Annotated in this window: 24 protein-coding genes; 17 read left to right on the top strand and 7 right to left on the bottom strand. The window is 62.7% G+C overall.

Translation table 11 applies throughout. The features are described from left to right. Positions 1 to 24: 24 nt before the first annotated feature. Entirely contained in the window at positions 25 to 1,347 is a 1,323-nt protein-coding gene (locus HNQ39_RS16570; protein ID WP_184198689.1) for an MFS transporter, read from the bottom strand. Positions 1,348 to 1,521: 174 nt separating this feature from the next. Between HNQ39_RS16570 and aroC the strand changes: the two genes are divergently transcribed. The 13 genes from aroC to HNQ39_RS16505 all read left to right on the top strand — a co-directional run bounded on the left by aroC (position 1,522) and on the right by HNQ39_RS16505 (position 13,067). After that, on the top strand, positions 1,522 to 2,610 hold the full coding sequence (gene aroC / locus HNQ39_RS16565) for a chorismate synthase (protein WP_184198686.1): 1,089 nt from the start codon (positions 1,522 to 1,524) through the stop codon (positions 2,608 to 2,610). 2 nt (positions 2,611 to 2,612) lie between these two features. Beyond that, positions 2,613 to 3,434: a formylglycine-generating enzyme family protein gene (locus tag HNQ39_RS16560; RefSeq protein WP_184198683.1), complete on the top strand. Its 822-nt coding sequence runs from the start codon at positions 2,613 to 2,615 to the stop codon at positions 3,432 to 3,434. Then, the gene (locus HNQ39_RS16555) at positions 3,435 to 4,226 is read left to right on the top strand and encodes a Bd3614 family nucleic acid deaminase (RefSeq protein WP_184198680.1); all 792 of its coding nucleotides are present in this window, start codon (positions 3,435 to 3,437) and stop codon (positions 4,224 to 4,226) included. A 31-nt stretch (positions 4,227 to 4,257) separates the two neighbouring features. Continuing rightward, entirely contained in the window at positions 4,258 to 4,776 is a 519-nt protein-coding gene (locus HNQ39_RS16550; protein ID WP_184198677.1) for a prepilin-type N-terminal cleavage/methylation domain-containing protein, read from the top strand. Positions 4,777 to 4,784: 8 nt separating this feature from the next. After that, a complete protein-coding gene (locus tag HNQ39_RS16545) occupies positions 4,785 to 5,357 on the top strand; it encodes a hypothetical protein (protein ID WP_184198674.1) in 573 nt (190 codons plus the stop codon). Between the two features lie 204 nt (positions 5,358 to 5,561). Then, complete coding sequence (glyA, locus tag HNQ39_RS16540) at positions 5,562 to 6,854, top strand: serine hydroxymethyltransferase (RefSeq protein ID WP_184198671.1); 1,293 nt, start codon at positions 5,562 to 5,564, stop codon at positions 6,852 to 6,854. A 3-nt stretch (positions 6,855 to 6,857) separates the two neighbouring features. Then, positions 6,858 to 7,322, top strand: coding sequence for a deoxycytidylate deaminase (locus HNQ39_RS16535; RefSeq protein WP_184198668.1), 465 nt, complete (start codon positions 6,858 to 6,860; stop codon positions 7,320 to 7,322). After that, positions 7,323 to 8,390, top strand: coding sequence for a glycosyltransferase family 4 protein (locus HNQ39_RS16530; protein WP_184198665.1), 1,068 nt, complete (start codon positions 7,323 to 7,325; stop codon positions 8,388 to 8,390). Positions 8,391 to 8,398: 8 nt separating this feature from the next. Then, entirely contained in the window at positions 8,399 to 8,998 is a 600-nt protein-coding gene (locus tag HNQ39_RS16525) for a GNAT family N-acetyltransferase (protein ID WP_184198662.1), read from the top strand. Continuing rightward, on the top strand, positions 8,995 to 10,119 hold the full coding sequence (wecB, locus tag HNQ39_RS16520) for a non-hydrolyzing UDP-N-acetylglucosamine 2-epimerase (RefSeq protein WP_184198659.1): 1,125 nt from the start codon (positions 8,995 to 8,997) through the stop codon (positions 10,117 to 10,119). Before HNQ39_RS16525 ends, wecB begins: the two co-directional genes overlap by 4 nt. Next, positions 10,116 to 11,444: an AI-2E family transporter gene (locus HNQ39_RS16515; protein ID WP_184198657.1), complete on the top strand. Its 1,329-nt coding sequence runs from the start codon at positions 10,116 to 10,118 to the stop codon at positions 11,442 to 11,444. The genes wecB and HNQ39_RS16515 overlap by 4 nt, the downstream gene beginning before the upstream one ends. 6 nt (positions 11,445 to 11,450) lie before the next feature. After that, positions 11,451 to 12,314, top strand: a complete 864-nt coding sequence (gene uppP / locus HNQ39_RS16510) for an undecaprenyl-diphosphatase UppP (RefSeq protein ID WP_184198655.1) — start codon at positions 11,451 to 11,453, stop codon at positions 12,312 to 12,314. 3 nt (positions 12,315 to 12,317) lie between these two features. Beyond that, positions 12,318 to 13,067, top strand: a complete 750-nt coding sequence (locus tag HNQ39_RS16505; protein WP_184198650.1) for a sulfite exporter TauE/SafE family protein — start codon at positions 12,318 to 12,320, stop codon at positions 13,065 to 13,067. Here HNQ39_RS16505 and HNQ39_RS16500 read toward each other — a convergent pair. Together HNQ39_RS16500 and HNQ39_RS16495 are read right to left on the bottom strand one after the other, a co-directional pair. Further along, positions 13,064 to 14,848 (bottom strand): hypothetical protein, encoded by a 1,785-nt coding sequence (locus tag HNQ39_RS16500; RefSeq protein WP_184198647.1) that lies wholly within the window; start codon positions 14,846 to 14,848, stop codon positions 13,064 to 13,066. The two genes, HNQ39_RS16505 and HNQ39_RS16500, sit on opposite strands and share 4 nt — an antisense overlap. 3 nt (positions 14,849 to 14,851) lie before the next feature. After that, a complete protein-coding gene (locus HNQ39_RS16495) occupies positions 14,852 to 15,784 on the bottom strand; it encodes a hypothetical protein (RefSeq protein ID WP_184198644.1) in 933 nt (310 codons plus the stop codon). 157 nt (positions 15,785 to 15,941) lie between these two features. On the opposite strand from HNQ39_RS16495, the gene HNQ39_RS16490 reads away from it, so the two are divergent. Further along, the gene (locus tag HNQ39_RS16490; RefSeq protein WP_184198641.1) at positions 15,942 to 16,565 is read left to right on the top strand and encodes a hypothetical protein; all 624 of its coding nucleotides are present in this window, start codon (positions 15,942 to 15,944) and stop codon (positions 16,563 to 16,565) included. After that, entirely contained in the window at positions 16,565 to 17,881 is a 1,317-nt protein-coding gene (locus tag HNQ39_RS16485) for a coiled-coil domain-containing protein (protein WP_184198638.1), read from the top strand. The genes HNQ39_RS16490 and HNQ39_RS16485 overlap by 1 nt, the downstream gene beginning before the upstream one ends. On the opposite strand, the gene HNQ39_RS16480 is transcribed toward HNQ39_RS16485, so the two are convergent. The 3 genes from HNQ39_RS16480 to HNQ39_RS16470 form a co-directional block, all read right to left on the bottom strand. Beyond that, entirely contained in the window at positions 17,859 to 18,809 is a 951-nt protein-coding gene (locus tag HNQ39_RS16480; RefSeq protein ID WP_184198635.1) for a helix-turn-helix transcriptional regulator, read from the bottom strand. The two genes, HNQ39_RS16485 and HNQ39_RS16480, sit on opposite strands and share 23 nt — an antisense overlap. Before the next feature lie 28 nt (positions 18,810 to 18,837). Continuing rightward, the gene (locus HNQ39_RS16475; protein WP_184198632.1) at positions 18,838 to 19,566 is read right to left on the bottom strand and encodes a PEP-CTERM sorting domain-containing protein; all 729 of its coding nucleotides are present in this window, start codon (positions 19,564 to 19,566) and stop codon (positions 18,838 to 18,840) included. Positions 19,567 to 19,719: 153 nt separating this feature from the next. Further along, positions 19,720 to 21,009 (bottom strand): SGNH/GDSL hydrolase family protein, encoded by a 1,290-nt coding sequence (locus HNQ39_RS16470; RefSeq protein ID WP_184198629.1) that lies wholly within the window; start codon positions 21,007 to 21,009, stop codon positions 19,720 to 19,722. Positions 21,010 to 21,231: 222 nt separating this feature from the next. On the opposite strand from HNQ39_RS16470, the gene HNQ39_RS16465 reads away from it, so the two are divergent. Next, positions 21,232 to 21,972 (top strand): discoidin/SUN/FTP domain-containing protein, encoded by a 741-nt coding sequence (locus HNQ39_RS16465; protein ID WP_184198626.1) that lies wholly within the window; start codon positions 21,232 to 21,234, stop codon positions 21,970 to 21,972. A gap of 233 nt (positions 21,973 to 22,205) precedes the next feature. Further along, positions 22,206 to 23,021 carry a fibro-slime domain-containing protein gene (locus tag HNQ39_RS16460; protein WP_184198623.1) on the top strand — a complete coding sequence of 272 codons (816 nt, stop codon included), beginning with the start codon at positions 22,206 to 22,208 and terminating at the stop codon, positions 23,019 to 23,021. Between the two features lie 94 nt (positions 23,022 to 23,115). Here the strand turns inward: HNQ39_RS16460 and HNQ39_RS16455 are convergent, their stop codons facing one another. Then, positions 23,116 to 25,554 carry an NB-ARC domain-containing protein gene (locus HNQ39_RS16455; RefSeq protein WP_184198619.1) on the bottom strand — a complete coding sequence of 813 codons (2,439 nt, stop codon included), beginning with the start codon at positions 25,552 to 25,554 and terminating at the stop codon, positions 23,116 to 23,118. Positions 25,555 to 25,601: the final 47 nt, after the last annotated feature.

The following is a 25,601-nucleotide window of genomic DNA, read 5'->3' as shown; positions in this document are numbered from 1 at the left end:
TTAAATTCCGTCGCCTGCTCTCTCTCAGGCCACGGTAGGTTGCGATGGAGCGGGCGGCTTGAGCGTGAGGAGCGCCATCAGGGCGGCACAGAGCATGAGCCCCGCCGCGGTGGAGAGCCCCGCGCCAAACGCGCCCCCGCTGCGGGTCTTGAGCTCTCCCATCAGAAACGGCCCGATAAAGCCGCCCAGGTTGCCCACGGAGTTGATGAAGGCCAGCCCCCCTGCCGCCGCGCGCGCCCCGAGGAGGTTGGTGGTCACCGCCCAGTACGAGCCCGCCGCGATCCGCTCGCCCAGTGCCGTGATCGAGAGCGCGACAATCACGCCCCAGGAAGTCGGCATAAAGGCACACAGCAGGAACCCACACGCCGCGATGCTATAGCCCAGCACAACATGGTGCTGGCGCTTGCCCGTGCGGTCGGAGTGGGCCGATGCTAGCGCCATGGAGATCGCCCCGACAATCGCCGGAATGATGCCCACACTCGCAACAAACGAGTCGCTCCAGAGGCCACCGCTCCGCGCCTTGAGGAGCTGTGGGCCAAAGAAGCCAATCGCATTTCCCGCAGTGGCGGTCATGATAAAGATCAGGCAGAGGTGGAGAATACGCGGCTCCGTGAGCGCCTGGCGCCAGCTGAGGTGCCCGACCCGCTTCTGCGTTCTGGAGTCGTGCTCCAGCTGGTTGGCGAGCCACTGCTTCTCCGGCTCGGTCAGCCAGGTCGCGTGGCGCGGGGAGTCTGGGAGGAACTTGAGGACCGCCACGCTCAGCAGCACCGAGGGAATCCCCTCGATCAAGAAGAGCCACTGCCAGCCATGGAGCCCGTGCCAGCCATTGAGCTTGAGCAAGAGCCCCCCGAGCGGTCCGCCAAAGAGCCCCAGGAGGGCCGTCAGGGCGAGAAAGCGCGAGATCACCCGCGCCCGGAGCTTGGCCGGCACCCAGAACGTAAAGTACAGCAGTACCCCCGGATAGAAGCCCGCCTCCGCCAGTCCCAGTAGAAAGCGCATGCAGTAGAAGCTGAGGGGCGTGCTGACAAACATCATCGCGGCGGAGATCACCCCCCATGTCACCATGATCCGGGCGATCCACTTGCGCGCCCCCACCCGCTCCATGATCAGGTTCGAGGGCACCTCAAAGAGAAAGTAGCCGATAAAGAAGATCCCCGCCCCCAGCCCATAGACCTTGTCGCTGAAGGCGAGGTCTCTCTGCATGGTCAGCGCGGCGATACTGACGTTGCCACGATCCAGCAGACAAAAGACATACAGGATCGCCAGAAACGGGATCAGGCGGGTCATCAGCTTGATCACCACCGCCCGCTCCAGCGCCTTTGACTCTTCTGAGTTTTCCTCAAACATCCGTGTTGCTCCTCTCGCGCCGGACTACCCTGTTGGCGCACCGCTCTACCAGACTATTTCGCGCTCTGAGCGGTTTTTCCTCTTGCGGGCACCAGGCGTTACCTGTGGTAGCCCTAAGAACAAGTCTTTAGGCTTAAAAGGGCTATCGACCCGCGCGTGATACCATAATCCCCGATGGCAGGTAGTAGCTTCGGCACCCTTTTTCGCGTCACGACCTTTGGTGAGTCCCACGGCCCGGCGGTCGGCTGTATCGTCGATGGCTGCCCCGCAGGGATTCCCTTTGACCTCGCGCAGGTTCAGCAGGACTTGGACCGGCGACGGCCCGGCCAGAGCAAGCTCACGACCCAGCGCAAAGAGGGCGATGCGGTCGAGGTGCTCTCTGGGGTCTTTGAGGGGGTCACGACGGGAACCCCTATCGCCTTGCAGGTGCGCAACACCGACCAGCGCTCCAAAGACTACAGCGAGCTCAAGGATCTCTTCCGCCCCAGCCACGCGGACTTTACCTACCACGCCAAGTACGGCGGTGTCCGTGACTGGCGCGGCGGCGGGCGCGCCTCCTACCGCGAGGCCATCGGGCGGGTGGCGGCGGGCGCGGTGGCGCGGCAGCTTCTGGCCTCTTGGTACGGCGTGGAGACTGTCGGCTACGTCCTGCAAGTGGCCGATATTCGCGGCCAGATCGACCAAGCAACCGTCACGCAGGAGCAGGTGGAGGAGCACATCACCCGCTGCCCCGACCCCAGCGCCTCGGAGAAGATGATCGCCGCCATTGAGCAAGCCCGCCGCGACGGCGACTCGCTTGGGGGGATTGTCGAGTGCGTGGTGCGCAATGTCCCCGCGGGCCTCGGGGAGCCGGTCTTTGATAAGCTCACCGCGAGCCTCGCGCACGCTCTGATGTCCCTGCCGGCCACGCGCGGCTTTGAGATCGGCGAGGGCTTTGGTGCGGCGACCCTGCGCGGCACGACCCACAACGATGCCTTTGAAACGCGCGACGGCAAGACCCGCACGCGCACCAACCACTCGGGAGGCATTCAGGGCGGCATCTCCAACGGCGAGGATATCGTCCTCCGGGTCGCCTTCAAGCCCACCGCCACGATCCACGCCGCGCAAGAAACGGTCACTATCGACGGCGAGCCCACGATCTTCCAGGCCAAGGGCCGCCACGATCCGTGTGTACTCCCTCGCGCCGTCGCCGCGGTCGAGGCCATGGTGCTTCTCGTCCTGGCTGACCACGCGCTGATGCAACAAGCCACGAAAAGACAGTAACCATGACCGCGCCGCGCACAATAGAGGAGTACCGTGCCCAGCTTGTCTCCATCCCCGCGGGCCCTTTTGTGCGCGGCAACAGCACCCCTGCCATCTTTGAGGAGCTTGTCTGTGCCGGCCTTCGAGAACAGTATCCCGACAGCGATATTCGTCCTCCCGCAGATATGTTGCGCCAAATGACCGAGCCACATACCCCAGCCCGAGAGATATTTCTCGATGCCTATACCATTGGCAGAACTGCGGTTACTGTCGGTATGTGGGAGGAGTTTGCACAGGCCAAGGGGTTCGCACTCCCCCCAGCACCTGAGTTCAATCCCGACTGGCAGTATAAAGAGCACCCAATTGTCAATATCACCTGGAGCGAGGCACGCCAGTTCAGTCTCTGGGCCAAACTACGTCTCCCCACCGAGGCAGAGTGGGAGAAGGCAGCACGCGGCTTGGAGGGTAACCTGTTTCCCTGGAGCAGCACCTTTAATCGGAGCCTGGTGCACGGCAGTGACCGACCTTTGGGCGCAACTCACGGCACCGCGCCTGTTGGGAGCTTTCCCACCGACTGCTCTCCCTACGGCGTGCTTGATCTGGCGGGCAACGTCCGGGATTGGTGTGCGGATCGCTACGACAAGCACTACTACACCACCTCACCTGAGCAGAATCCCCCCGGCCCCAAGCCCGGCACGTACCCTGCCCCCAAAACAGGCACGCTACGCGTCTGCCGGGGCGGCACCTGGAGCGACTACTATCCCATCAGCTTTCTTACATTCAAGCGTGACGCACGCCATCCAAGTGCCCGCATGGGGGAAGTGGGATTCCGGTTGGCTTGCTAGATGAACCAGGCATGGCTGGAGCACGACGGCCAAACCTATTGGGCATCGGGGCCGGAGGGGCTTGCACCGGAGACGGCGGTCTCGCGGCTGGTGCAGGGGATCTATGAGCACTACCCAGAGCAGGCACGGGCGCTGGTGCGCAACCGCATCTATCTGTCCGGGGGAAAAACGCCGTTTTGCGACGGCATGATCCGGGTCGCGGCCAAGCGGTGTACGGAAATCCCGGACAACGAGTGTCTGGGCTTAACAGGGCGACGGGCACCTGCGTGCCCAACTGATTCGCGGGAGCTTCCGTCGCTCTTGCCGGCGCGTCTTGCGGATTTCTCCGTCCCCACTCTCTCGCTCGCCGAGGCATTTGCACTCTGCAACCAGCTGGAGGCCGAGATTCCACGCCACGACTCCGAGCGCTACAAGGCCGACCGGCCCGTCGCGGCGCTTGTGTTGGATCGCGAGGGCAAGCTTCTCGGCCAAGGGATCAACTCGGGCTCACGGAACCGCACGCGCCATGCAGAAATGGAGGCGATTCGGGATGCCTGGGCCAAGACCGGGCAACGGCTCCCGGCGGGTGCGACCCTGATCTCCACCCTCAAGCCTTGCCGCATGTGCGCCGCCCTCGCGTGGTGGTTCTGCGACAATCCCGCGCAGCTCACGGTCCTCTACCGCGACTTTGACCCCGGCCCTCACGGTCGTGCGACGATCTTAGATGTCGGAACGGCGGACCGCTTGCGCTGGGCGACGCCTGAGCAGCACGCACTCGAAATCCAGCACCAAGGCTTCACAACCAAGGCGTAACCAACCCGGGTCTCCATGCGTTTCTTGGTGTATGAAACGAGCATTTACAATAGCGGAGCTGCTAGTGGTGATCGTCATCATTGGAATCCTCGCGGCGATTCTCTTTCCCTACGACCACTACCTGCACACCCACAAACCCAAAAGCATCGCCTGCCTTTCGAACATGAAGGACCTTGGGCGCAGCGCATTGATGTACGCTCAGGACTACGACGAGCACTTTCCGCCCGCGGAAAAGTGGATGACGCTCACCATGCCCTACACCCACCCCCAAGTAAATAACACCCTCTTTCGCTGCCCTACCGCTCTGGACGAAGCTCCCAAAGCCGTTTCTAGCTACGCCATGGACACGCGTCTTTCTGCGCTGCCTCTTGAAAAGCTCAAGGAACCGACAAGCCGCGTCCTCCTCTACGACTCCACCCGCACGGACTGGGACGCCACCGATCCGGGGCAGACTTTTGCGCCACGCCACAGCGAGCGAGGCAATGTTGTCTTCGCAGATGGCCATGCTAAGGCGCGGAAGTGGGAAGATTTTTGTAAAGAAAGCCGGTAAACTATCCTATGGAAACCTCAACACACAGGGCAACGAAGCGGTCGGTGACGGTTCCCGAGGCGCTTCTTATTTTGATTATCGTCAGCGTTCTGGTGGGCATCCTCTTCCCTATCTTCGCTTCCGCAAGGGAGCGTGGCGGCCCGAGCTGCCTCTCCAACCTCAAGCAGCTTGGGACGGCAAACCTGATGTACGCGTGGGACAACGACGGCACCTTCCCTCCCGCAGAGCGCTGGATGGACATCACCAAGGCACAGGCTGGTCAGCACCAGGACTATCTCTTCCGCTGTGGGCAAGACCGTCGCCCCATGACAAAAGGCTATGGCTACGCCCGCAATGCCGCCGTCACCAAGTCCTCCAAGGCAACCAGCACGACGCCCCTCCTCTACGACTCCGAGAACATTACCTGGAACGCCTTCGACAGCATCCCGCTGGCAAGCCTCTCCGGGCGACATGGCCACAGCACCGGCTCTCTCTTCTGGCAGAAATTCCACAACCGCGGAAATGTTATCTTCGCCGATGGCCACGCCAAGCAGCTAAGCTGGGAACAAAACTCTCCCCCGGTTGGAGCGGGAGGGCTGTAGTTCCGGCCCGTTGGAGGGGCCGGACTGGAGAGCGCGGCGCTGCAAAGCCCGTCCCGGGCATACCGAGTTTAATCGGGAGTATGGCCGGAACGGCCATCGCAGCCGCAGGCTCTCCAGTCCCCCCGTTCTGATCGGGGGGAGCTCCCGTCCGGCCGTTCGCATTCGCCGGACAAACGCCTCACGAGACGCGGTACAATACTCCCCGTGAATACATTTAGCGCCCCCCTCTCCGACTCCGATCCCGAGATTTTCGCCGCCATTACCGCCGAAGACCACCGCCAGGAAGACAAGCTAGAGCTCATCGCCAGCGAGAACATTGTCTCCCGTGCCGTCCGTGAGGCGCAGGGCTCCAGCCTGACCAACAAGTACGCCGAGGGCTACCCCGGGCGGCGCTACTACGGCGGCTGTGAGCATGTCGATGTGGTCGAGAACCTCGCCATCGAGCGCGCCTGCAAGCTCTTTGGGGCCGAGTACGCCAATGTCCAGCCACACTCCGGGGCCAATGCCAACATGGCGGTGTTTTTTGCCCTGATGAAGCCCGGCGATAAGTTCCTCGCCATGGACCTCGCGCAGGGCGGCCATCTTACCCACGGCTCGCCGGTCAACTTCTCTGGCTTTATCTACGAGCCCATCCCGTATGGCCTTGGTGCCGATGAGCAGCTCGACTACGACCAGATTCGTGACCTGGCAAAGAAGCACAAGCCCAAGGTGATCCTCGGCGGCGCGACTGTCTACCCACGCATTATCGACTGGAAGATCTTCCGGGAGATCGCCGACGAGGTTGGGGCGGCGTTCTGGGTGGACATGGCCCATATCGCCGGGCTGGTCGCCGGTGGTGAGCATCCCTCGCCCTTGCCCCACGCCCACGTGGTGACAACGACGACGCACAAGACCCTGCGTGGCCCGCGCGGGGGGCTGATTCTCGCTGGCAAGGACACCGAGAACCCGCTGGGAATCACCAACGCCAAGGGCGAGACCCGCCTCCTCTCCGACCTGCTCAACATGGCGGTCTTCCCCGGCATGCAGGGCGGCCCCTTGATGCATGTCATTGCGGGCAAGGCAGTCTGCTTCAAAGAGGCGATGGACCCGAGCTTTGCCACCTACCAGGCACAGATTCGCAAGAACGCCAAGGCGCTCGCGGAGGCCGTGGTGAGCCATGGCTTTAGGCTGGTCTCCGGCGGCACCGACAACCACCTGATGCTGGTCGATCTGCGCGCCAAGAAGCTCAATGGCAAGCGCGCCCAAGAGGTACTCGATCTGGCGGGGATCACGGCCAATAAAAACGCCATCCCCAACGACCCCAACCCGCCCTTCAAGACCAGCGGCCTGCGCCTGGGCACTCCCGCGGTCACGACGCGCGGCATGACCGAGACCGAGATGCCGCTTATCGCCGAGCTCATCAACCGCGCATTGGAGCAGCGCCACGACGACACCCTGATCGCCGGGATCCGCGAGGAAGTCAAGGCGCTCTGCAACCGCTTCCCCGCGTGGGGCTAGCTCATGCGTCCGTCGTGGGATGAGTACTTTCTGAGCATTGCCCGTGAGGTAGCGACCCGCTCGACCTGTGAGCGGCGCCATGTAGGGGCGGTGATCGTGCGCGACAAGCGGATTCTCACGACGGGCTACAACGGCTCGCCGCCGGGGCAGAGGCACTGCACCGAGGTGGGGTGCTTGCTGGAGGAGGGGCGCTGCATCCGCACCCTCCACGCCGAGCAGAACGCGATCGCGCAGGCGGCGCTCCACGGAGTCCATACCAAGGGCGCGACCATGTACACCACCTGCCGGCCCTGCCATGTCTGCGCCCGGATGATTGTCGGGGCGGGGATCGTCCGCGTTGTCTTCTTTGGGGAGTCGCCGGAGGGCTGGGCGCACGAAGTACTGGAGGCCGCGGGTGTCGAAATTGTTTGCCTCCCCGAGCCCCCGCGCCGTAACGCCGAGGGCTGGGACGCGGTATTATTGCAGTAGATGAATCTGCTCACCCTGATGGCATCCGCGACAGCCCTCGCCTGCGTGGTAACCATCCTCCTCACTCCTCTCGCCAAGCGTCTGGCGGAGCGCTTTGGTGTCGTACGGGTGCCCAGGGTCCGCGATGCCCACCACAAGGCAACCCCCTTGTGGGGAGGGACCGCCATTGTGGTCGGGTTCTTCGCCGCCTATGTCGCCCTGCGCCTCTTTACCAATGTCCCGTTTGACAAATCCACCCCAGACAAAAGCGTGGGCGGGAGCGCAGACCTCCTTCGCCACCCGATTGTTGGCATCCTGCTCGGCGCACTGATTGTCTCGGTGATTGGAGCGCTCGACGACATGCCCAGTATCGGTCCTAAGGATGCGGAGGGAAAGAGCAAGGGGCTCTCTCCCACGCTCCAGATACTGGGGCTTCTCTTTGCGGGGCTTGTCGCAGCACTCTTCGGAGCACGCATTGAGGGTGTCACGAACCCCTTCCCCAACCTCATCCATGTCGGGCCGTATCTCTCCCTGGGCTGGCTCTCGATCCCCCTGACCATGGTCTGGGTCTTGGGGGCGACCAAGTTCTTTGACTTTCTCGATGGAATGGATGGGCTTGCTGCGGGAGTGAGCGCGATTGCGGCCATGACCATGGGGGTGATGGCAGCCTTCTCCCACAACCCCGACCCTGCGGTTGCCCTGCTCGCGGCGGCGACCTTTGGCGCGGCACTGGGATTTTTGCGCTACAACTACAACCCCGCCTCGATCTTCATGGGGACGGTCGGTTCGTACTTTCTCGGCTTCATGCTCTCCATGCTGGCGGTCGTTGGGGCGTTAAAGGTCCCCGTGGCCGCGGCGATCTTCCTGCCGGGGATCGTGCTGGGCGTGCCGGTCTTCGATGGGCTCTATGTCATCCGAAAGCGGGCGGTGCAGGGAAAGAAGCTCACCGAGGCCGACCAGTCCCACCTCCACCACCGGCTCACCGAGCGCGGGCTCTCCGTCAAGCAAGCGGTCTGGATTATCTATGGGCTGACCTTTGTCACCTGCCTCATCGCCCTGCTACTGGTCTGGCTGGGTAGGAAGCCGTAAAATGAGCCATGCAGGCGCTGCTCTCACGACTCTCTTTCTGGCGACCCAAGACCGACACCCCGCTGCCCACTATCGAGCTGCAGGGCGAGCGGGTCTTGCTTCGCCCGGTGGAGCTGCGCGATGCCGAGGACATGTTTGCCTTTGTCGCCGACCCTAAGGTCGTGCACTTTCTGCCCTGGCAGCCCGCACGCGAGGTTCGTGGCGTCCAGGCCTTTCTGGAGCAGCAGCGCGGGCGCCGCCGTAGTGGGGAGTCGCTGGCCTTTGCCGTGATCTGGAAAGAGACCGGGAAGGTCATTGGCTCCACCGATATCATGCAGCTGCTGGCACGGGACAAGCACGTGGAGCTCGGCTATATCCTCGCACAGGAGTGCTGGGGGAAGGGTATCATGACCGAGGCGGCGGCCCTCAGCCGCGACTATGTCTTTCAGGAGCTCAAGCGTGTTAAGCTGGTCGCCTTTGCCGATCAGGAGAATATCGGCTCGCGGCGGGTCCTGGAAAAAATCGGGATGCAGGAGGTGGGAACGGAGTGGCGGACCGTCAAGGAGCTCACACGGCTCTACGTTCGCTACGAGCTCACCCGTGAAGATTGGGAGAAATTGGTTCATTGAGTAAGCTAACAGTTGCGTGTATCTTCGGGACCCGGCCCGATGCCGTCAAGATGGCCCCCTTGGTCAAAGAGCTGCTGCGCTACCCGGAGCAGATTCGGACGGTCGCCATCTCCACAGGGCAGCACCGTGAGATGCTTGATCAGGTGCTCTCGGTCTTCGCCCTCCAGCCCGACTACGATCTTGGGCTCATGAAGCCGGGGCAGTCGCTCTCCGAGCTGACCAGCCGTGCCCTGATGGCGCTGGAGCCGGTTCTTGAGAAAGAGAAGCCAAAGCTGGTTATCGCGCAGGGAGATACGACAACAACCTTTGCCGCCAGCCTCGCCGCCTTCTACGCCCAGGCGGACTTTGGCCATGTGGAGGCGGGTCTGCGCACCGACAATAAGTTCGATCCCTTCCCTGAGGAGATGAACCGCCGCCTGACCACCCGCCTGACCAACTTCCACTACGCCCCCACCGAGCTCTCCAAAGAGAACCTCTTGCGGGAGGGAATCGCGGAGGAGACCATCCGTGTCACGGGCAACACGGTCGTGGATGCGCTCCGGACCGTCAGCCAGCTCAACTACCAGTTCGACGATCCAACACTGGCCGAGTTTGTGGCGCGTCCGGGGCGGCTGATCCTGGTCACGGCGCACCGGCGGGAGAACTGGGGCGAGCGCATGGCAAGTGCGTGCCGCGCGATCCGCCGGATTGTCGAGACCTACCCCGATGTCCGTGTGGTCTTTCCCATGCACCGCAACCCGCTGGTGCGAGAGGTCGTCCTACCGTTACTCAAAGACCACGACCGTATCTTGCTCACCGAGCCGCTGGACTACTTCCCCTTTGTCCATGTGATGAAGGCCAGCCACTTCCTCCTCACCGACTCGGGGGGGGCGCAAGAAGAGGCACCCGGGCTGGGCAAGCCCGTGCTGATCCTGCGCCTCACCACCGAGCGCCCCGAGGGAGTGCACTCAGGCAATGCCAAGCTGGTGGGCACCGACGAGACCGTGGTCTTTGAGGCGGCGAATACCCTTCTGGGCGATGAAGCGGCCTATGCGGCGATGGCGCGGGCGGCGAGCCCCTACGGCGATGGCGATGCGGCCCGGCGTATCCGGGAGTGGATCTTTGAGGCCTACCAATTGTGAACAACGATGACCGTGTGAGTGAGCGCGACAAGGCACAGGCGTGGTTTGACGCGGGTTTCTCCGCCTTAGGAAAGCGCATCCTGCGACTAGGTGTCCTCGCGCTCGTGGGCTATATTGCCTACCGTAGCCATAGTATTGTCGTGACCCTGATCATGGCGGGCATCCTCGCCTGCGCAGCGAGCGGCCCCGTGGACTTTCTCTGCCGCCTGCGCCTCTTTAAGTTCCTCAAACCACACGGGCGTCGGGCACTGGCCTCGGCCTTGGTTCTGGTGACCATTGTGGGGCTGGTATTTGGAGCGGGGGCGCTCTTTCTCCACCCGATCCAGAATGAGCTCAAGAACCTGCGCCGGGACTGGCCTACCAAGTACCAGCCCGAGCTCGCCAAGAAGATGGACGAGACCAAGCACTGGTACGCCGCCCAGCCCGACTGGCTCCACGATCTGGTGACCAAGCAAGCTCCCGGCTGGCTGACCAACCTGCTGACACCGCCTGCGGACGACGACGACGGGCTCGACCCCGAGGCATTTCTCGGCATTCCCTCTCCAACGCCGCAGGCAGCCACCCCCACCCCCTCCCCCTCTCCCGCCCCTGCGGTCACTCATGTCGAAGCAGCGGCCCCCACGGGAGGCAACAACACGAACGAGCTCCTACTCGGCTTCTTGGGCAAGCTTGGTGGGCTCCTCAACGGGGTAGTGGAGCTGATCCTACTGCCCGTGCTCGCCTTCTACTTCCTGGTCGAGGGCCACGCGCTCCGCAACGAGCTGGTACGCTTTGTTCCCACGGACAAGCGCCGCACCACGCTGGCGCTGCTTCGGGAGAGTGCGGGGATCATGCAGGCCTATCTCTTTGCCCAAGTGATCCTGGCCACGATCGCGGGGGTCTTTGTTGGGACCATGCTTGGCTTCGCCCACATTCCCTATGCCGTTGTGCTCGCCTTGGTGGCAGCGATCACGCGGGCAGTCCCCGTTATTGGCCCACTCCTCGGGGGGATTCCTGTGGGGCTGATTGTCTTTGTGGAGTGTAGCCGCCAGGGAAACTACACGCTGCTTGTCGTGGTCATGACCCTCTTTACCGTGATGCACCTGCTGGAGAGCAAGGCGCTCACGCCCTTCATCCTGGGTAAGGGGCTCAACCTCCACCCCATCGTGGTGATTGTCGCGCTCCTCATTGGCGGCGAGTTCTTCGGCCTGCTGGGCATGTTCCTTGCCGCACCGGTTACCGCGCTCCTGCGCACCATTCTCCTCCACCTCTATGTCAATCCCAAGCGCACGCACTTCCGCAACACCTCGCGCCTTGCCCGTGCACTGGGCAAACAGAAAGAATAAGCCCTCTTGGAACTGTTTCAAGCCATCGTCCTAGGAATCATCCAGGGCCTCACCGAGTTTCTGCCCGTGTCGTCGTCGGCGCACCTCGACCTGATCCCGCGCATGCTGGGCTGGGGCGATGCGGGTGTCGCCTTTACCGCAGTGATCCAGCTCGGCACCCTCCTGGCCGTCTTTGTCTACTTCCGCAAGCGGATCGCACAGACCATCAGCGGGATCTTTCGGGCGCTCAAGCACGGCCCTCCTCCTCCTGGGGAAGACCGGCAGTCCCCCTGGGAGATCCAGCTCTTACTCGCGGTGATCGTGGGGACCATTCCCCTGGCGCTGGTCGCGCTGGCGCTGAAGAAGTACATCGAGTCCAGCCTGCGCGAGCCCACGCCCGTGGCGCTGATGCTGATCCTGATGGGCCTGGCGCTCTTGCTGGTCGAGAAAGGCACCGAGAAGCTCCGCGAGCGCCCGCTGACCGATATCACCTGGAAAGATGGTCTCTTAGTCGGGGCGATGCAGGCACTTGCCGCGGTCCCTGGCTCGTCGCGCTCGGGCTCGACCCTGATCGGAGCGTTTCTCTGCAAGCTCAACCGTGAGGCAGCGCTGGAGTTCTCGTTCTTGCTCTCCCTGCCCGCGGTGCTCCTCTCGGGCCTCTTTGAGCTAAAAGATGTGATCAAGCCCAAAGACATCACCCCTGTGCCGGGGACGCTCCACTTCAGCACGACCGAGACCCTGGTGGCGACCGTCGTGGCGTTCGTGGTGGGCTACGCATCGATTGCCTGGATGCTTAAGTACCTGGGCAAGCACTCCACCCTGGTCTTTGTGATCTGGCGCGTGCTGCTTGGTGTGCTTGTCTTAGCGATGCACGGGATGCATAAAATCTAGCGCATGCCCCACCCGGTTCTCTGGCAGTGGGCGCTACTCGCCTTAGGTGCATTCTCGGTCGGTGTCTCCAAGACAGGGGTCCCGGGGCTGGGCATCGTGAGCGTGGTGATCTTTACGCTCCTGCTTCCCACCAAGTTCTCGGTGGGAGCGGCGCTTCTGGTGCTGATCTGCGCCGACCTCCTCGCCGTGGCCGTGCACCGCAAGAGCGGCGACCTCAAGCAAGTGGCGCGCCTGCTTCCCTGGAGCGTGGTCGGGATCGCCCTAGGGGCGCTCTTCCTCAACAAGATCGACGATAGGCTACTCAAGCCGATCTTGGGGGGTGTCTTGTTTGCGATCTGCCTGCTGGGAATCAGGCGCAGCCAGCAAAAAGACGCCCCTCGGGTTCCTGCCTGGGCCGCGCCGCTCACGGGTCTGGCGGCGGGCTTCACGACCATGATCGCCAATGCCGCCGGCCCGGTGACAACCCTCTATCTCTTGGCGATGCGCCTTCCCAAGGAAGCGTTTCTGGGAACCGCCGCGGTGTACTTTTTCCTCATCAACTGGATCAAGGTCCCCTTTGCTATCTTCCTGAGCCACAATATCGACCTTGACAGTGTGCGCTTTGCGGTGCTTCTCTTTCCCTTTGCGATCCTGGGCGGGCTCGCCGGAAAGCCGCTGGCAAGTCGTATCTCGCAGCAGCGCTTCGAGCAGTTTGCGCTCGCGCTCACCGCGCTAGGTAGCCTGTGGATGCTCTGCCGTTCCCTCATTCACTAGAGACTTCCCTCGACCGTGCCTTCGTCGCTGAGGAGCTTGCAGAGCACGGGATCGTGGAGGAGGGTCGGGAGGTCGCAGGGCTTTCCGTTCAGGAGTCCGGTGCGCTGGATCAGGCGAATGCCATGGCTGTAGTCGACATAGGTGTCTTTGTGGACAATCGTCAGCGGCTGGATCGGCTGGCCGTCGCGCTTGTGCCAGCCGTAGATCGCGACCCGGTTAGGCTTCTCTTTCAGCCGGTTGGTCAAGACGATATCTTTCTTGATCCCCGCGATCAGCAGGCCCAGCGGCTTTCCTGCCCGCTGCTCGTCGATCCCGCGGCTGTGCTGGGCAAACGTGCTCATGGCCTCGCGCGCCTCGGTGAGGGGCTGTGGCTCTAGCGTGAGCGCGGCTTGCTGGTAGATCGCATCCACCAAGAGCTTGGTCGGGAGAAGACAGCCAAAGGCATCGGCGAGCTTCTGAGCGGTCAGGGGAGTGAGCGGGGTGCGGATAAAGTCGGTGTCGCTCCCCACCGCGAGGTAGTCGGGCAGGACAGAGACCGTGAGGGGGCCAAGTGTGACCGAGGCGGGCTTGCGTAGAAACTCGGGGAGGTTGCCACGGAGCAGCTCGGCCAGCAGCAGCACCTCACGCTCGGCGAGGGGGAGCTTCTCCAGGCGTGCAAAGAGCTCCGTGCCGCCGGGCGCTTCCTTGGGGCGGGGCGGAATCCCCTGCGCGGGCTGGATGTACGTCGTGTAGCGACGCGGCTCCGAGAACGGCAGCGACGGATCCAGCACCGCCAGGAGCCCGTTCCACTCCCCCACAAGTGCGGTGTGCAGGATCGCGTTCTTGGGGTTCTGGTGGACACGGAGCACGAGCTGCCCGGCAAGAGCTGTATTGGTTGTCACCGGCCCTGCCTTGCTCTCGACCAGCGTCAGCTCACGGGCGAAGCGGGTGCGCATGCGCTCGGTCGCACGGAAGGTCCCGCCCTCGGGGCCGACCACCTTTTTTCCATTAAGCGTGATCTCTCGGTCGTCGTAGGCGATCACGGTGAGCCGGCGCTCCCGGCCGCCACGTAGCCACGCAAGCAGCTTATCCCCATGCCGGTCCGTGTCCGAGTAGCTGTAGTTGGCATCCAAAAACCCGATTGTCTCCACCCACTCGGGGATTGTCTCGCCTCCGTTGACGAAGCCCCAGAGAAAGCTCCCCCCGCCGCTGTGGCCCGTGAGCGCCACTCTCGCATCGGGGAAGGGTGCCCGAAGCGTGTCGATCATGCGCCGGATGAGTACGGCATTGTCAGGGTGCTTCTGTCGCCACGCCGGCCAGCTCAGCCCACTCGCTTCCAGGCAAGCCAGCACCAGATTGGTATCGCGTTCCCCCCTGGGCACCGCCTGGACGGTGAACGTCCGGCTATAGGGCGTCGTTCCTCCGCCGCCTCGCTCCGCTCGGAATAAGCTTGTACCGACGAGGCACGAGGAGGCGGCCGAAGGCCCTATAGCCCGACGTTTACCGTCGAGGAATGCGGAACCGTCCACACGCTTGGCCCCTCTCTCTCGTAGGAGTCGGACTTGGGCGGCGACATGCTGGATATCGAAGTGCCAGTCGGTCTTGAGAAGCTCGGAGCGCTGGCAGCCGAGGGTCTGCTCGGTCGTGTTGCCATTGGGTGTCGCGTAGACTACGAGGCGGGTCGGCTTGGCGGGGTCGTAGGCCAGCGGTGCGTTGAGCACGACGCGCACGTCGGGGGCGAGCCAGGTCTCGCGGACTTGCTCGGCAAACCAGGGGCTTGCGTGAAATCCCGCGAGGAGCATCGGCTAGACCACCTCGACCAGGCGCACCGAGCGAATCTGCCCCCAAGCCAGCTCCAGGGGCGCGTCTTTGTTGGAGCCATCGGTGCCGACGATCAGATCGTTGGTAGGGTGGATGGTCAGCGTGTCGTACTCATTGTCGGAGGTCCAGTCCTCCAAGGTGCCCCACTCCCACTCCCAGAGATGCACCCCACCCGCGCGGTGGGTATAGAGCTCCTGCTGCACGGCGTGCTCGCCGCCGGTCTTGCGGAGGTGCTCCAGGTACTCCGGTGTTGGGGGGCTCGCGGGGGTAAATAGCCTCTCGGCGGGCCGGGTTGCGTAGTGCAGGCGCCCTAGAGTCACGATCTCACCGGGCACATCGGGAGCGGTGTAGGTAGGCAGTGGCCCACGGGAGAGGCGCACGACAAAGTCCACAAACATCGGCTGGCGGGGCACGGCGGGCCAGTCGCGCTTGACCGGGCCAAAGCGGTACTCGGCAGAGAAGCGGTAGGTCCGGCCCGCATAGACCCGGTGGGCGGGGGGCATGCGCTGGTAGACCGCCTCGCCCGTGTCGCCCGCCCCCCACATCATGATCGCCCCGGGTGCTCCCTCGCTCTCAGGCATCACCCACTGGGGAGTCGCCTCACGCAGAGGAGCCCAGCCAACCACGGTCGTCCACGGCATCGAGCGCCCCGGCCCCTGCCCTGAGTGGCCCTCGGTAAAGTCGCTATTGATCAGCAGGTTGTTGTCCGGGCGGGAGAGCATCCCCAGCCGAAACGCCTGCTGCACCGAGCTAAACCGATCTGTGGTCCCCAGTGCCTCCGCGATCCGCTGAAAGTAGACATTGACGGTTGCGGAAGAGAGCCCAAGCCGCTGGGTGAGCGCCTTTGTCTCGGTCGTGTTCAGCTCGCGACAAGCACGAAGAAGCTCCGCAAGGTGGTGCGGCAGAGTCCGTGTCATTGCCCGAAATTCTATCACGAAACCCCGCAGTATCAGAATTCATACGTCGCCCACGCCCCTCTAGCGCTCCCTTGAATTTTCATACTGGCCACCCTGTCTGCTTCCCCCTACACTCTCTGGCAGTTCACACACCGTGACATTCAGGAGAAAATCAACTATGAAAAAGCCTGCTCTTGGAAGCCTGCTTCTCGTACTTAGCCTGGTAGCTGGCCCTGTCAGCGCCCAGACAATCAGCCTCTTTAGTACCGGCGTCGATGCCGCGGGCGTGCCTCTTGCCGGAGGGGCTCTCGACCCACACTACGACACCGACCTTGAGGGAACCAAGGCGCGTGTGCTCAACAACCAGACACCGGGCCCCTATGTCCAGAGCGCCACCTCCCGCTGGGTATGGCTAAACGCGGACGGGAGCCTTGACGGCGTTCGGGATTTCACCACCACCTTTACCCTCACTGCCCCTCAGGTGGCCGCGGGGATCACCCTCAGTGGTGCCTTTGCCTCCGATAACATCGGCTCGGTCTTTCTGAACAACAACGACCTTGGTATTTCCGTCGATAACTTCACGGTCTTTACCAGCTTCAGCACGACCTCAGGCTTTGTGGTGGGCACCAATGTCCTGCGCTTCACGGTCAACAACTACAGCGGCCCGGGTGGTCTCAATGTGGACAATCTCCAGTACACCGTGGGGTCGGGGGGCTCTGCCGCGCCGGAGCCGGGCGCGCTAGCTCTAGGCCTACTCGGTGGAGTTGCACTTATCGCAAGAAAGCGTGGAGGGAAAAACTAATGCGTACCCGCTCTCTTCTTCTACTTGCCCTTGCCCTGCCTCTAGCGCCCCTCGCTCCCGCCCGGGCGCAGTTTCCCAAGCCTCCCAAGCTGGGCAACAACACCGTCACCAACGAGGTCAAGACTCGCATCTCCAAGGCCAAGACCCACCTAGACCGCGTGGAGCGCCACCTCAAAGATGTCGCGGAGCTCTTTGAGCGCGCCGATGGCAAGGGGGGGCTCAACACGCCCGCGGAGCTGACACGCATTGAGACAACGCTCACCAAGATCGAGAAGTACCTCAAGGACGCCGACGAGGAGCTCCATGGGGTGCCGGCGATCGGGGAGTTTGCCTCGCTCCACGAGCGCTACAAGGCCGATGCCAAGCAGCTCGGCGACTACCGCCAGCGCCTGCTCGACGACGCGAAGAAGTCCGGCGACCAGAACGACGCGCTGGAGGCGGGGATCGCGAAGGATAAGAAGACCATGGAGGCCCTCACCGAGCTCGCCGATGGGCTCCGCAACCTCTCCCCACGCGACAGCCCGGCCAAGACCGCCACGGTCGTGCCTTTTGAGCGTGACTCCCAGCGCCTTGTCGAGGTCTACGAGCCCCTTAAGAATGCCAAGAGCGAGGACGCGATCAACATGAAGCGCGCCACGGCCTCTCTCAAGGGCACCCTGGCGACCGTTCGTGAGCAGCACGAGAAGGCGGTTACCAAGTACCTCCCCAACGAGATCAACGAGCTCTTAAAGCGGCTGGAGGAGGCGGGAAAAGCGGCCGTTCAGTCGGGGAACTTCCTGGCCCTCAACGATAGCCTCGATGAGCACTGGCTCAAGACCAGCTGTGAGAACTACCGCCTACTCGCTCCCGGTGTGCCCGGCGCAGACACCGCCCTCGCGGACAAGGCAGAGGCACGAGCCAAGGAGATTCGGGCGGAGGTCAATAAGGCCGCGGAGAAAGTGATCGCCAAGAACCGGGTCAAGCCCAGCACCTACACTGGCGCTGATGTTGCGGAGCTCTCGACCTACTTAAAGAGCATCTGGAAGAACAACAACCCCGGCGAGACCGTGCTCGGGGTGCGCTTCTACGACCAGTGGGCGCGGCGGACGTCGTGGGACTGGAGCGACTTTGACAAGGCCTGGGAGAAGAGCGATGCGTCCAGTATCTCCTGCAGTGTCCTCGTCAAGAGCCCCGATGGCAAGTACGCCTACCTCCATCCGATCCGGGTCTATAAGAACCACCTCAAGGGCAACCAGCTCAGCACCCGTATCTCGGTGCCGCCTGCGGGAACACGCCCTCAAAACCCGTTCCAGATCATCCCGGTGGCAAATCTGTGACATCGACCAAGCTGACCCGCCGGATCTGGCCCCAAGCCAGCTCCAGCGGGGCATCTTTATTGGAGCCGTCGGTGCCGACAACCAGATCGTTGGTGGGGTGGATGGTCACGACATAGTACTCGGAGTCGGCGGTCCAGTCCGGGAGTACTCCCGCTTCCCAGGCCCAGTGGCTAATTCCCCCCGCACGCATCGTGGCATAGTACTGCTCGACCGCGTGCTCCCCGCCCCGGAGGCGCAGGCTCTCCAGCTTCTCCGGGGTAGGAGGGGCAACGGGGACGGTGAGGACAGACTCTGCGGGGCGCGCGGCGTAGTGCAGGCGCCCCATTGTCGTGACCTGACCGGGGACATCGGGCGACGTGTAGTTCTCCAGTGCGCTCTTGGAGAGGCGCACGACAAAGTCAACAAACATCGGCTGGCGCGGCACCATCGGCCAGTCGCGCTTGACCGGGCCAAACCGATACTCGGCAGAGAAGCGGTAGGTTCGGCCGGGCAGGATGCGGTGGATCGGGGGAAGCGCCTGGTAGATCGCCTCGCCCGTGTCCTTCGCCCCCCACATTAGGATCGCGCCCGGCCCCCCTTCCAGCTCGGGCATGACCCACTGGGGCGAGCCGCCCCGCAAGGGAAGCCAGCCGACCACGCTGGTCCAGGGTAAGGAGTTTCCTGGCCCATGCCCCTGGCTGCCCTCCACAAAATTCCCATTGATGAGCAGGTTCTCTGCGTGGCTGATGAGGAGCCCCAGACGAAAGGCGTTCTGAACGGTGCTGAAACGATCCGTGGTGCCCAGCAGCTCCGCAGCGCGCTGGAAGTAGGCATTGACCGTCGCGGGAGAGAGGCCGAGCTGCTGGGCGAGCGGTTTGGTCTCGGTGGTATTAAACTCACGGCAGGTACGCAGAAGCTCGACGAGATGAGGGGGTAGAGTCCGTGTCATTGACACAGGATTCTACCATGTCCCCTCCCTAGCGCTTGCGGCGGTTCACCAGCGTGAGAGTCCCCCCTACCAAGAGCAAGACGATCGTCCCCGGCTCGGGCGCGGCCCCGCCTCCGGTCGTCAGACTCAGCACAACCGGCGGCGTGTCGTTGATGGGCAGCCCTCCCGTGGGATCGACGGCATTAAAGAGATACTGGTTGCCCCCCCCAACGATAGTGGTGATCCGCCCTCCAAAGGTAACAAGCCCCCCGATTCCCGCATTGAGGGCTCCCAGCCCCGCGGCGTTGAAGGTCAGGGTCAGGGTCTGGCCATTGCTCGCGGTCGAGGCCGTGATGCTCCCAAAGCTCGTGCCCGTTCCGAGGCTGTTGTAGATCGCTTGGCCGGCTGCCCCTGGGCCAAACGCCCCCTGGATGGCGGTGGGATCGGCCGTCGTGGAGGTGAGCTCGTAGGTCTCGGTGGCATCGCCAAAGTAGCCATTGGCAGAATCAGGATTAAAGATCGGGTTGTAGAGCCGCAGGGTCGCGGAGGTAATGGGGCTCGCGATCCCCGTCAGATTAAAGACAAAGTAGTTGCGCCGCTCACTGCCCTCTTCCAGCCCGACAAAGTACGACTGGTTGGCGGGCTGTGTGTTGTTAACCGATGTGCCGGAGCTATTAAAGAGGCCGGAGCGTACCGGGTTGAGGTTCTGCGCCTGTGCAGGGACGAGAGCCAGAAGCGTGAGTGCACCGAGTACGGCCCCCTGCGAGATCCATTTCATAAACAAAAATCCTTCCACACGTGCCTCAGGCCGTGCGGGCTGATTCTACGTGTGGAAGGACAGGCTTCCCAGTGTGAATAGTGACGTGTTACTACTTTTATATTACAATTCACACTGGTGCGGCGTTTTTGACACCCAATGGAATTGGGCGGACTACTTAGGCTCCAGCACAAACTGGTGCGCCCGGGGCTTGGCCGCATCGCGCTGGGCCTTGGTGAGGGGCTCGTCGGCGGCATCCAGGTTCTTCAGCAGGGTCGGGAGGAACTGAGCAGCCTGGGGATCGCTGGCCTGGGGGACCTGGTACTCACGCCAGCGGCTGTTGTGGACATTGGAGCGTAGCTGGGTCAGCCGCCCGACCAGGAGCGCCTGCTGGAGCATGGGCGTGTTCAGGGTGGCGAGGTTCACCCCCGCGGCGAGCTGCTCTTTCGTAAACTCCCCCACCCCCTTGCCATCGACCTTGAGCGTGTAGCGCGGGGCGGCGAGGTTGGTGACCGTGAGGGTCTCCTGGTCCAGCGCCTGCACAAAGTCCGACGAGGCCACGGCGAGGTTATACGGCGCGGCGTTGTTGGGATCGGGGGAGGCGAGCGGGAAGGGCAGGGCACTCTCCAGCGCGCTCCAGCTCACGGTGCCGTCCTTGGCCTGTACCTTGCTGACCTTGGCGTTCTGCGCGGAGCTCTTGCCGCTGGCCGCATCCACACGCACCGACGACACGAGGGCGGGGGCGTTCCAGGACTTGAGCAGGCACTCGGCCATGATGAGGTGTCCGCCCCAGCCGGGGTGGACACGATCAGGGATGAGCTTGGCGGCGTTGGTGGGATCGGTCGCGTTGGCTTTCTTGAGCATCGCCACCACGGGATTGTTCAGATCTGCGACCCCGGCCCCCTGCTCCCCGGCAAGCTGCCCGACAAAGTTTGCGTAGCGCAGGAGCACGGCGTTGTAGCCGCCAGGGAAGCTCTCCGGCCGTGTCACGTCGTCGAACGGTGACGGCTGGATCAGGGTCAGGCGGACACCCGGGTTGTCTTTCTTGACCTTCTCGACCAGGTGCTTGTAGCCATCGGCGTAGGTCTGGAAGATGCCCGCATCGAAGGCACGGTAGCTGGCATCGTTCATCCCCAGCATGACGGTCACGACACTGGGCTTGTAGGCGGTCACATCGCGGTCCAGGCGCAGGTCGATAGGCCCACCGCCCCCGCCGGTGACGCGGTCGCCGCCCCAGCCGGAGTGGACAAAGCGGACATTGAGGTTGGGAAAGCGTGTTACGATGTACTGCTCAGTGAGGAGCGTGTACATGCGCTGGTCGGTGATGCTATCGCCGTAGAACACCACGCGGTCACCGTTCTTCAGCGCAAAGGGCGCATTGGTACTCGGAGTCTGTGCCTGAGCGGTCAGGGCAAGCGTGCCGCAGGTCAGCGCGGCGAGGCAGAATCGGGAAAGATTTCTCATGGCGTAGCATTTCGAGATCGCCCCCCAAAATCCTGCCTGCCTCGACGGGATTGGCGTTGTCCCCCCGATCAGAACCGGGGGGACTGGAGAACGGTGCGAGCTGGGGAGGCAACATCCAGACTTATACAGATTTGTTCAGACTTTGTACAGAGCACCTCGCTAAAATACGTACTAGGTTAAAGCCTCGCAGAAAAGGCGAGGCAAAAAAAGAAAGAACTTCGTATGCCAATCTCTCGACTGAAATGTTTCCCTGTCACCCCCGTGGTAGCCCTACTCAGCCTTGCTCTGCTCCCCCAAGCCGCCCGTGCCCAAGCAATCTTAGGGGCGACCAGTGCCACCACAAACATGGGCTCCTTCTTCGGCTCCCCAAACTCTTTGATCAATCAGTCGGGGCTGAGTGCGACCTACACATCGGGAGTCACCAACTTTGCCACCTTCACGAGTACGGCAACCCACAACTTCAACTCACCCGCTATCAATACAGCAGGTAGTGCCTCATGGGCATCTGGCCTTGGGAATAAAACCGGTGTCGTGACCTTCGACATGGGTTCCCTAGTTACCCTAGATAAGATTGCAGTCTGGAACTGGGGAGGTTCTGACCCTGTCAGCCTAACAGGCTTCAATCTGTTCTCCGATGACAACTCCTCGTTTACAAGCGCCACTAGCCTTGGCTCTTTCACAGTGGACCCCAACGGAGCTGCCTTTGCAAATCCCGCCCAAGTGTTTAGCTTTGCCAGCACTACAGATCGCTACTTCCGCATGAGTATCACCTCGAACAATGGTCACAGCCTCTTCACCGGCTTTGGTGAGGTCGCCTTTCAGCAGGGTGTCTCCACCCCCTCCTCCGTTACTCCTGAGCTTCCGGGTGCGATGCAGCTTCTTCCCGCTCTGCTGCCCGTCGCGCTGATCGGGGCTCGAAAGCGCTTCAAGAACGGAGCTCGAAAGCACTTCAAGAAGGCGTAGGGCACTGCGGTCAGAGAAATAACAAGCCTATCCAACCCTAAACCAAAACTAATAATGATATTTATTGTTTCGACCAAGAATTATTGGTATAGTCTATGCTGGGCGGAAGCATCAACGCCGAGAGGGCGGTGAGGCGGTACGCTCCGTAAAAAACACCACGGTGTGAATATAACGTCAAACTCATGACCGGGCAGAGTGCCCAAACCCAAAGTATCTATCTGAAAGTAATCTCTATGAACCTATCCAGGACTGCGCTATTTTCACGCGTTTGCTCTCTAGGGGCACTGTCCCTCCTGCTCAGTGCAACGGCACACGCACAGTTTACTCTCACGGGAACTGTCCGAGACTTTCTCTACGCCGGCACCGCCGCAGGTACTTACAACGGCAACGCGGGCGTCGGGCACCCCGACTTTGAGAGCTTCCTCGGCGACGACCATGGCATCGTTACCAGCACCCTCGGTGTTGATGGCAAGCCTGTCTATGCGACCCGCCCTGCTGGCACTGCTACCACCACGGGCGCAGCGGCATTCAACCAATGGTACAACGACACGCCGGGTGTCAATGTCAGCCTTTCCACGAGTCTCCTCTTTAACCCCATTGGTGGTGGGCTCTTTGAGTACAACAACTCCAGCTTCTTCCCCATCGATGGATTAGGTTTTGGCAACCAGTCGGGAGGACACAACTTTGCCTTCACGTTTGAGCTCCACACAACCTTTACCTACCAAACGGGCCAAGTCTTCGACTTTACCGGAGATGACGATGTCTGGGTCTATATCAATAACAATCGTGTGATCGATCTGGGTGGTGTGCACGGACCAGAAAGTGCCTCCGTAAACTTGGATACTCTGGGTCTGATTGCAGGCAATAACTACAAGCTGGACTTCTTCTCCGCCGAGCGCCACACATCGGGCTCGAACATCAAGATCACCACGAATATCTCCCTAACGCCCTCGTCGGTGACCCCTGAGCTTCCTGGTGCGATGCAGCTTCTTCCCGCCCTGTTGCCCGTCGCGCTGATCGGGGCTCGAAAGCGCTTCAAGAAGGCCTAAGGGCCGTCCACAGCGTGGACTAAACCTTGAAGGCTCCCCGGAGACAGCGAGTGTCTTCGGGGAGCTTTTTTTGTTCCCCTTGTGGCTCTACCCCCTATGGCTTCGTCCCGCGGTGAGAGAGCCTGCTCTCCATCAGCGCAAGGGTGTGTTCGGGCTTTAGCGCACGCCCTTGTGCAAAGGGGGCCGCAAAGGCGTCGTCGCCTAGTAGACGCCGCAGCTCGGCGAGGTCGTTTTCGCGAAACCCAAACTCCGGCTGCTCGATGATGAAGCCGTAGTGCTCGCACCACGCCTCGCTCGCGCCAAAGAACTGTGCCGCTAGCTCGGGCTCCCCCTCCCGGTAAGCAAGCATCCCAAACTGGACAATCAAGTAGGCGATATCCCGGTGGCTCTCCAGGTCCTTGTGGATCGGAAACACCGCATGGAACCCCGTCCTTGCGGCCAGTATCTTCCCCTCCAGCAAATCGAGGAGCGCCTGGTTGTGGGTCACGACCAAGGGATCGTTGAAGTGCGCTCGGTAGTCGTCGAGGAGCGCGTGCACCGCCGGGTACTCCCCCAGCGCCATCAGGAGCTGCATCATGTTCGTGGTCGCGTGCTCCCGCTCCGCAGGGGTTCCCTTGGTACGAGCGTAGGCCAGCACCTCCTCAAAGAGCCGCCGGGAGCGGTCGAGGTCCCCCTGGTTAAAGGCGAGCATCGCGCGGCAGGTCTGGCTATCCAGCGGCTGCCCGAGTGCCAGGTTCAGCTCCGCCAGCCTATCGAGAACCGCCTCCGCCGCGGCCCAGTCACCCAGGCCCTGGTAGGAGTTAGAGAGCTCGCGCAGTGCGGTGACACGATCTTCGGTGGGTGCCTGCGCTCCCGGAAGCGCGAGGGCGAGCTCGTACTGCTGGCGTGCCTCCTGGAAGAAGCCGCGCAGGTGCCAGTACATGCGGAGGTTGTTACAAAACACCAGCGCCTGCTCCTGCGCGTGGTCGTAGCAGAAAGCCAGCGCCTGGCGCGTGTTGTCGCCCTCTTGGTCCAGGTGGCGTGCCCAGAGCCGCTGCGGCTCGACATCGCGTCCCGGGTAGGCGGCAGCGAGGGCAAAGAGCGTCTCAAAGTGGGCGTGGTGCAGGCGGTTCTGCTCCGGGGTAGGAAGGGCGGCGAGCTGCCCGCGCAGAAACTCGTGGACAGTCTCCAAAAACCGGTAGCGTGTCGTCTCGTGTACAGAATCAAGGTGGACCAGGCTCTTGTCCACCAGGCTATCCAGTAGCGCGGCAAGGCTCTCCTCCAAGATCCCCTCGCCGCCACAGACCGCCTCGGCCAGCGCCAGGCTCCAGCCTCCTTGAAAGACCGCCAGGCGCACGGCGAGCAGGCGCTCCTCGGGTGTGAGGAGCTCGTAGCTCCAGGCGATCGCGGCGCGGAGGGTCTGCTGGCGTGGCTCGGCGCTCCGGCTCCCACTGGTCAGGACCGCCAGACGCGCCTCCAGCCGTGCGACCAGCTCCGGGAGCGGGAGGGTGCGTAGCTTGGCCGCCGCCAGCTCCAGCGCGAGGGGCAGACCATCCAGCGCCCGCCAGAGCTGGGTGAGGAGTGGGCGCTGCTCAGGCGTGAGCTGCCAGCCCCGCTGAGCACGCTGGGCACGGTCACAAAACAGCGCGATAGCCTCGTCTTCGGTGAGGCTTGGGAGGCGCAGGACACTCTCCCCCACCAAGGTAAGCGGCTCGCGGCTGGTCGCAAGCACCGTGAGCTGTGGGCAGGCCTTGAGCAGCGACTCCGTCTCGCGAGCCACGCCTAAGATGAGATGCTCGCAGTTGTCGAGTCCCAGGAGTACAGGCCCCTGGCGTAGCGCGGGCATGAGCGCCTCGACACTCTTGAGCCCCAGTGCCCCGGCGATCCGTGCCGGAATCCCGCTCGGGTCGGTAAGCGACGAGAGCTCTACCCAGGCCACACGTGCCCCCGTCGCCACCTGCGACCGGAGGGTCTCTAAGGCCAGCCGGGTCTTCCCGATCCCCCCAGGCCCCACCAGAGTCAGCAGGCGGGTCTGGGCCAAGACCGTACGAACCTCCTCACGCAGCGCCTCCCGGCCCAGATACGGCGTGATATCGGCGGGGAGATCCTCCGGGGTGGGAACCGCCGCCCGTGGCTCAGGACGAGTTACCCGACGGAGCTGCGCTTGGAGCTTCTCGCGGACCTCCAGCACCCAGTCATCGTAGTAGCCCGGCAGGAAGCGCTCGGGGTCTTGGATCGTGTCGAAGTCCGTGGTAAAGCTTCCCGGCAGTAGCCCCACGTAGTCCCGTGTCGCCCGGATCAGGCTCCCTCGTCGCTGGCCAAGGTCATCCTCCAGCGGGACGCGCAGGTGTCCCAGTGCCGCCGAGAGCCCATTGCGCGCTGAGTCTAGCTCGAGCTCCGGCCAGAACAGCTCCAGGAGCCTATCCCGGCTGTGCATTCCCGGATGAAATGCGAGATACGCCAGTAGGCGTACTGCCTTCTGTGTGCGAAACTTTTCAACCGTCACCGCTTCGTAGCGGACACGGACGCCATCCTTAAGCTCAATCTGATACACCCAGAAACAAACTCCTGAGGCAGTATACCACCGACCTATAGAGCATC

Origin of the sequence: Armatimonas rosea, from assembly GCF_014202505.1 — a bacterium.
GTDB lineage: Bacteria > Armatimonadota > Armatimonadia > Armatimonadales > Armatimonadaceae > Armatimonas > Armatimonas rosea.
Note: the sequence above shows the minus strand (reverse complement) of the source record. Positions and strands in the feature narration are given on the sequence as shown.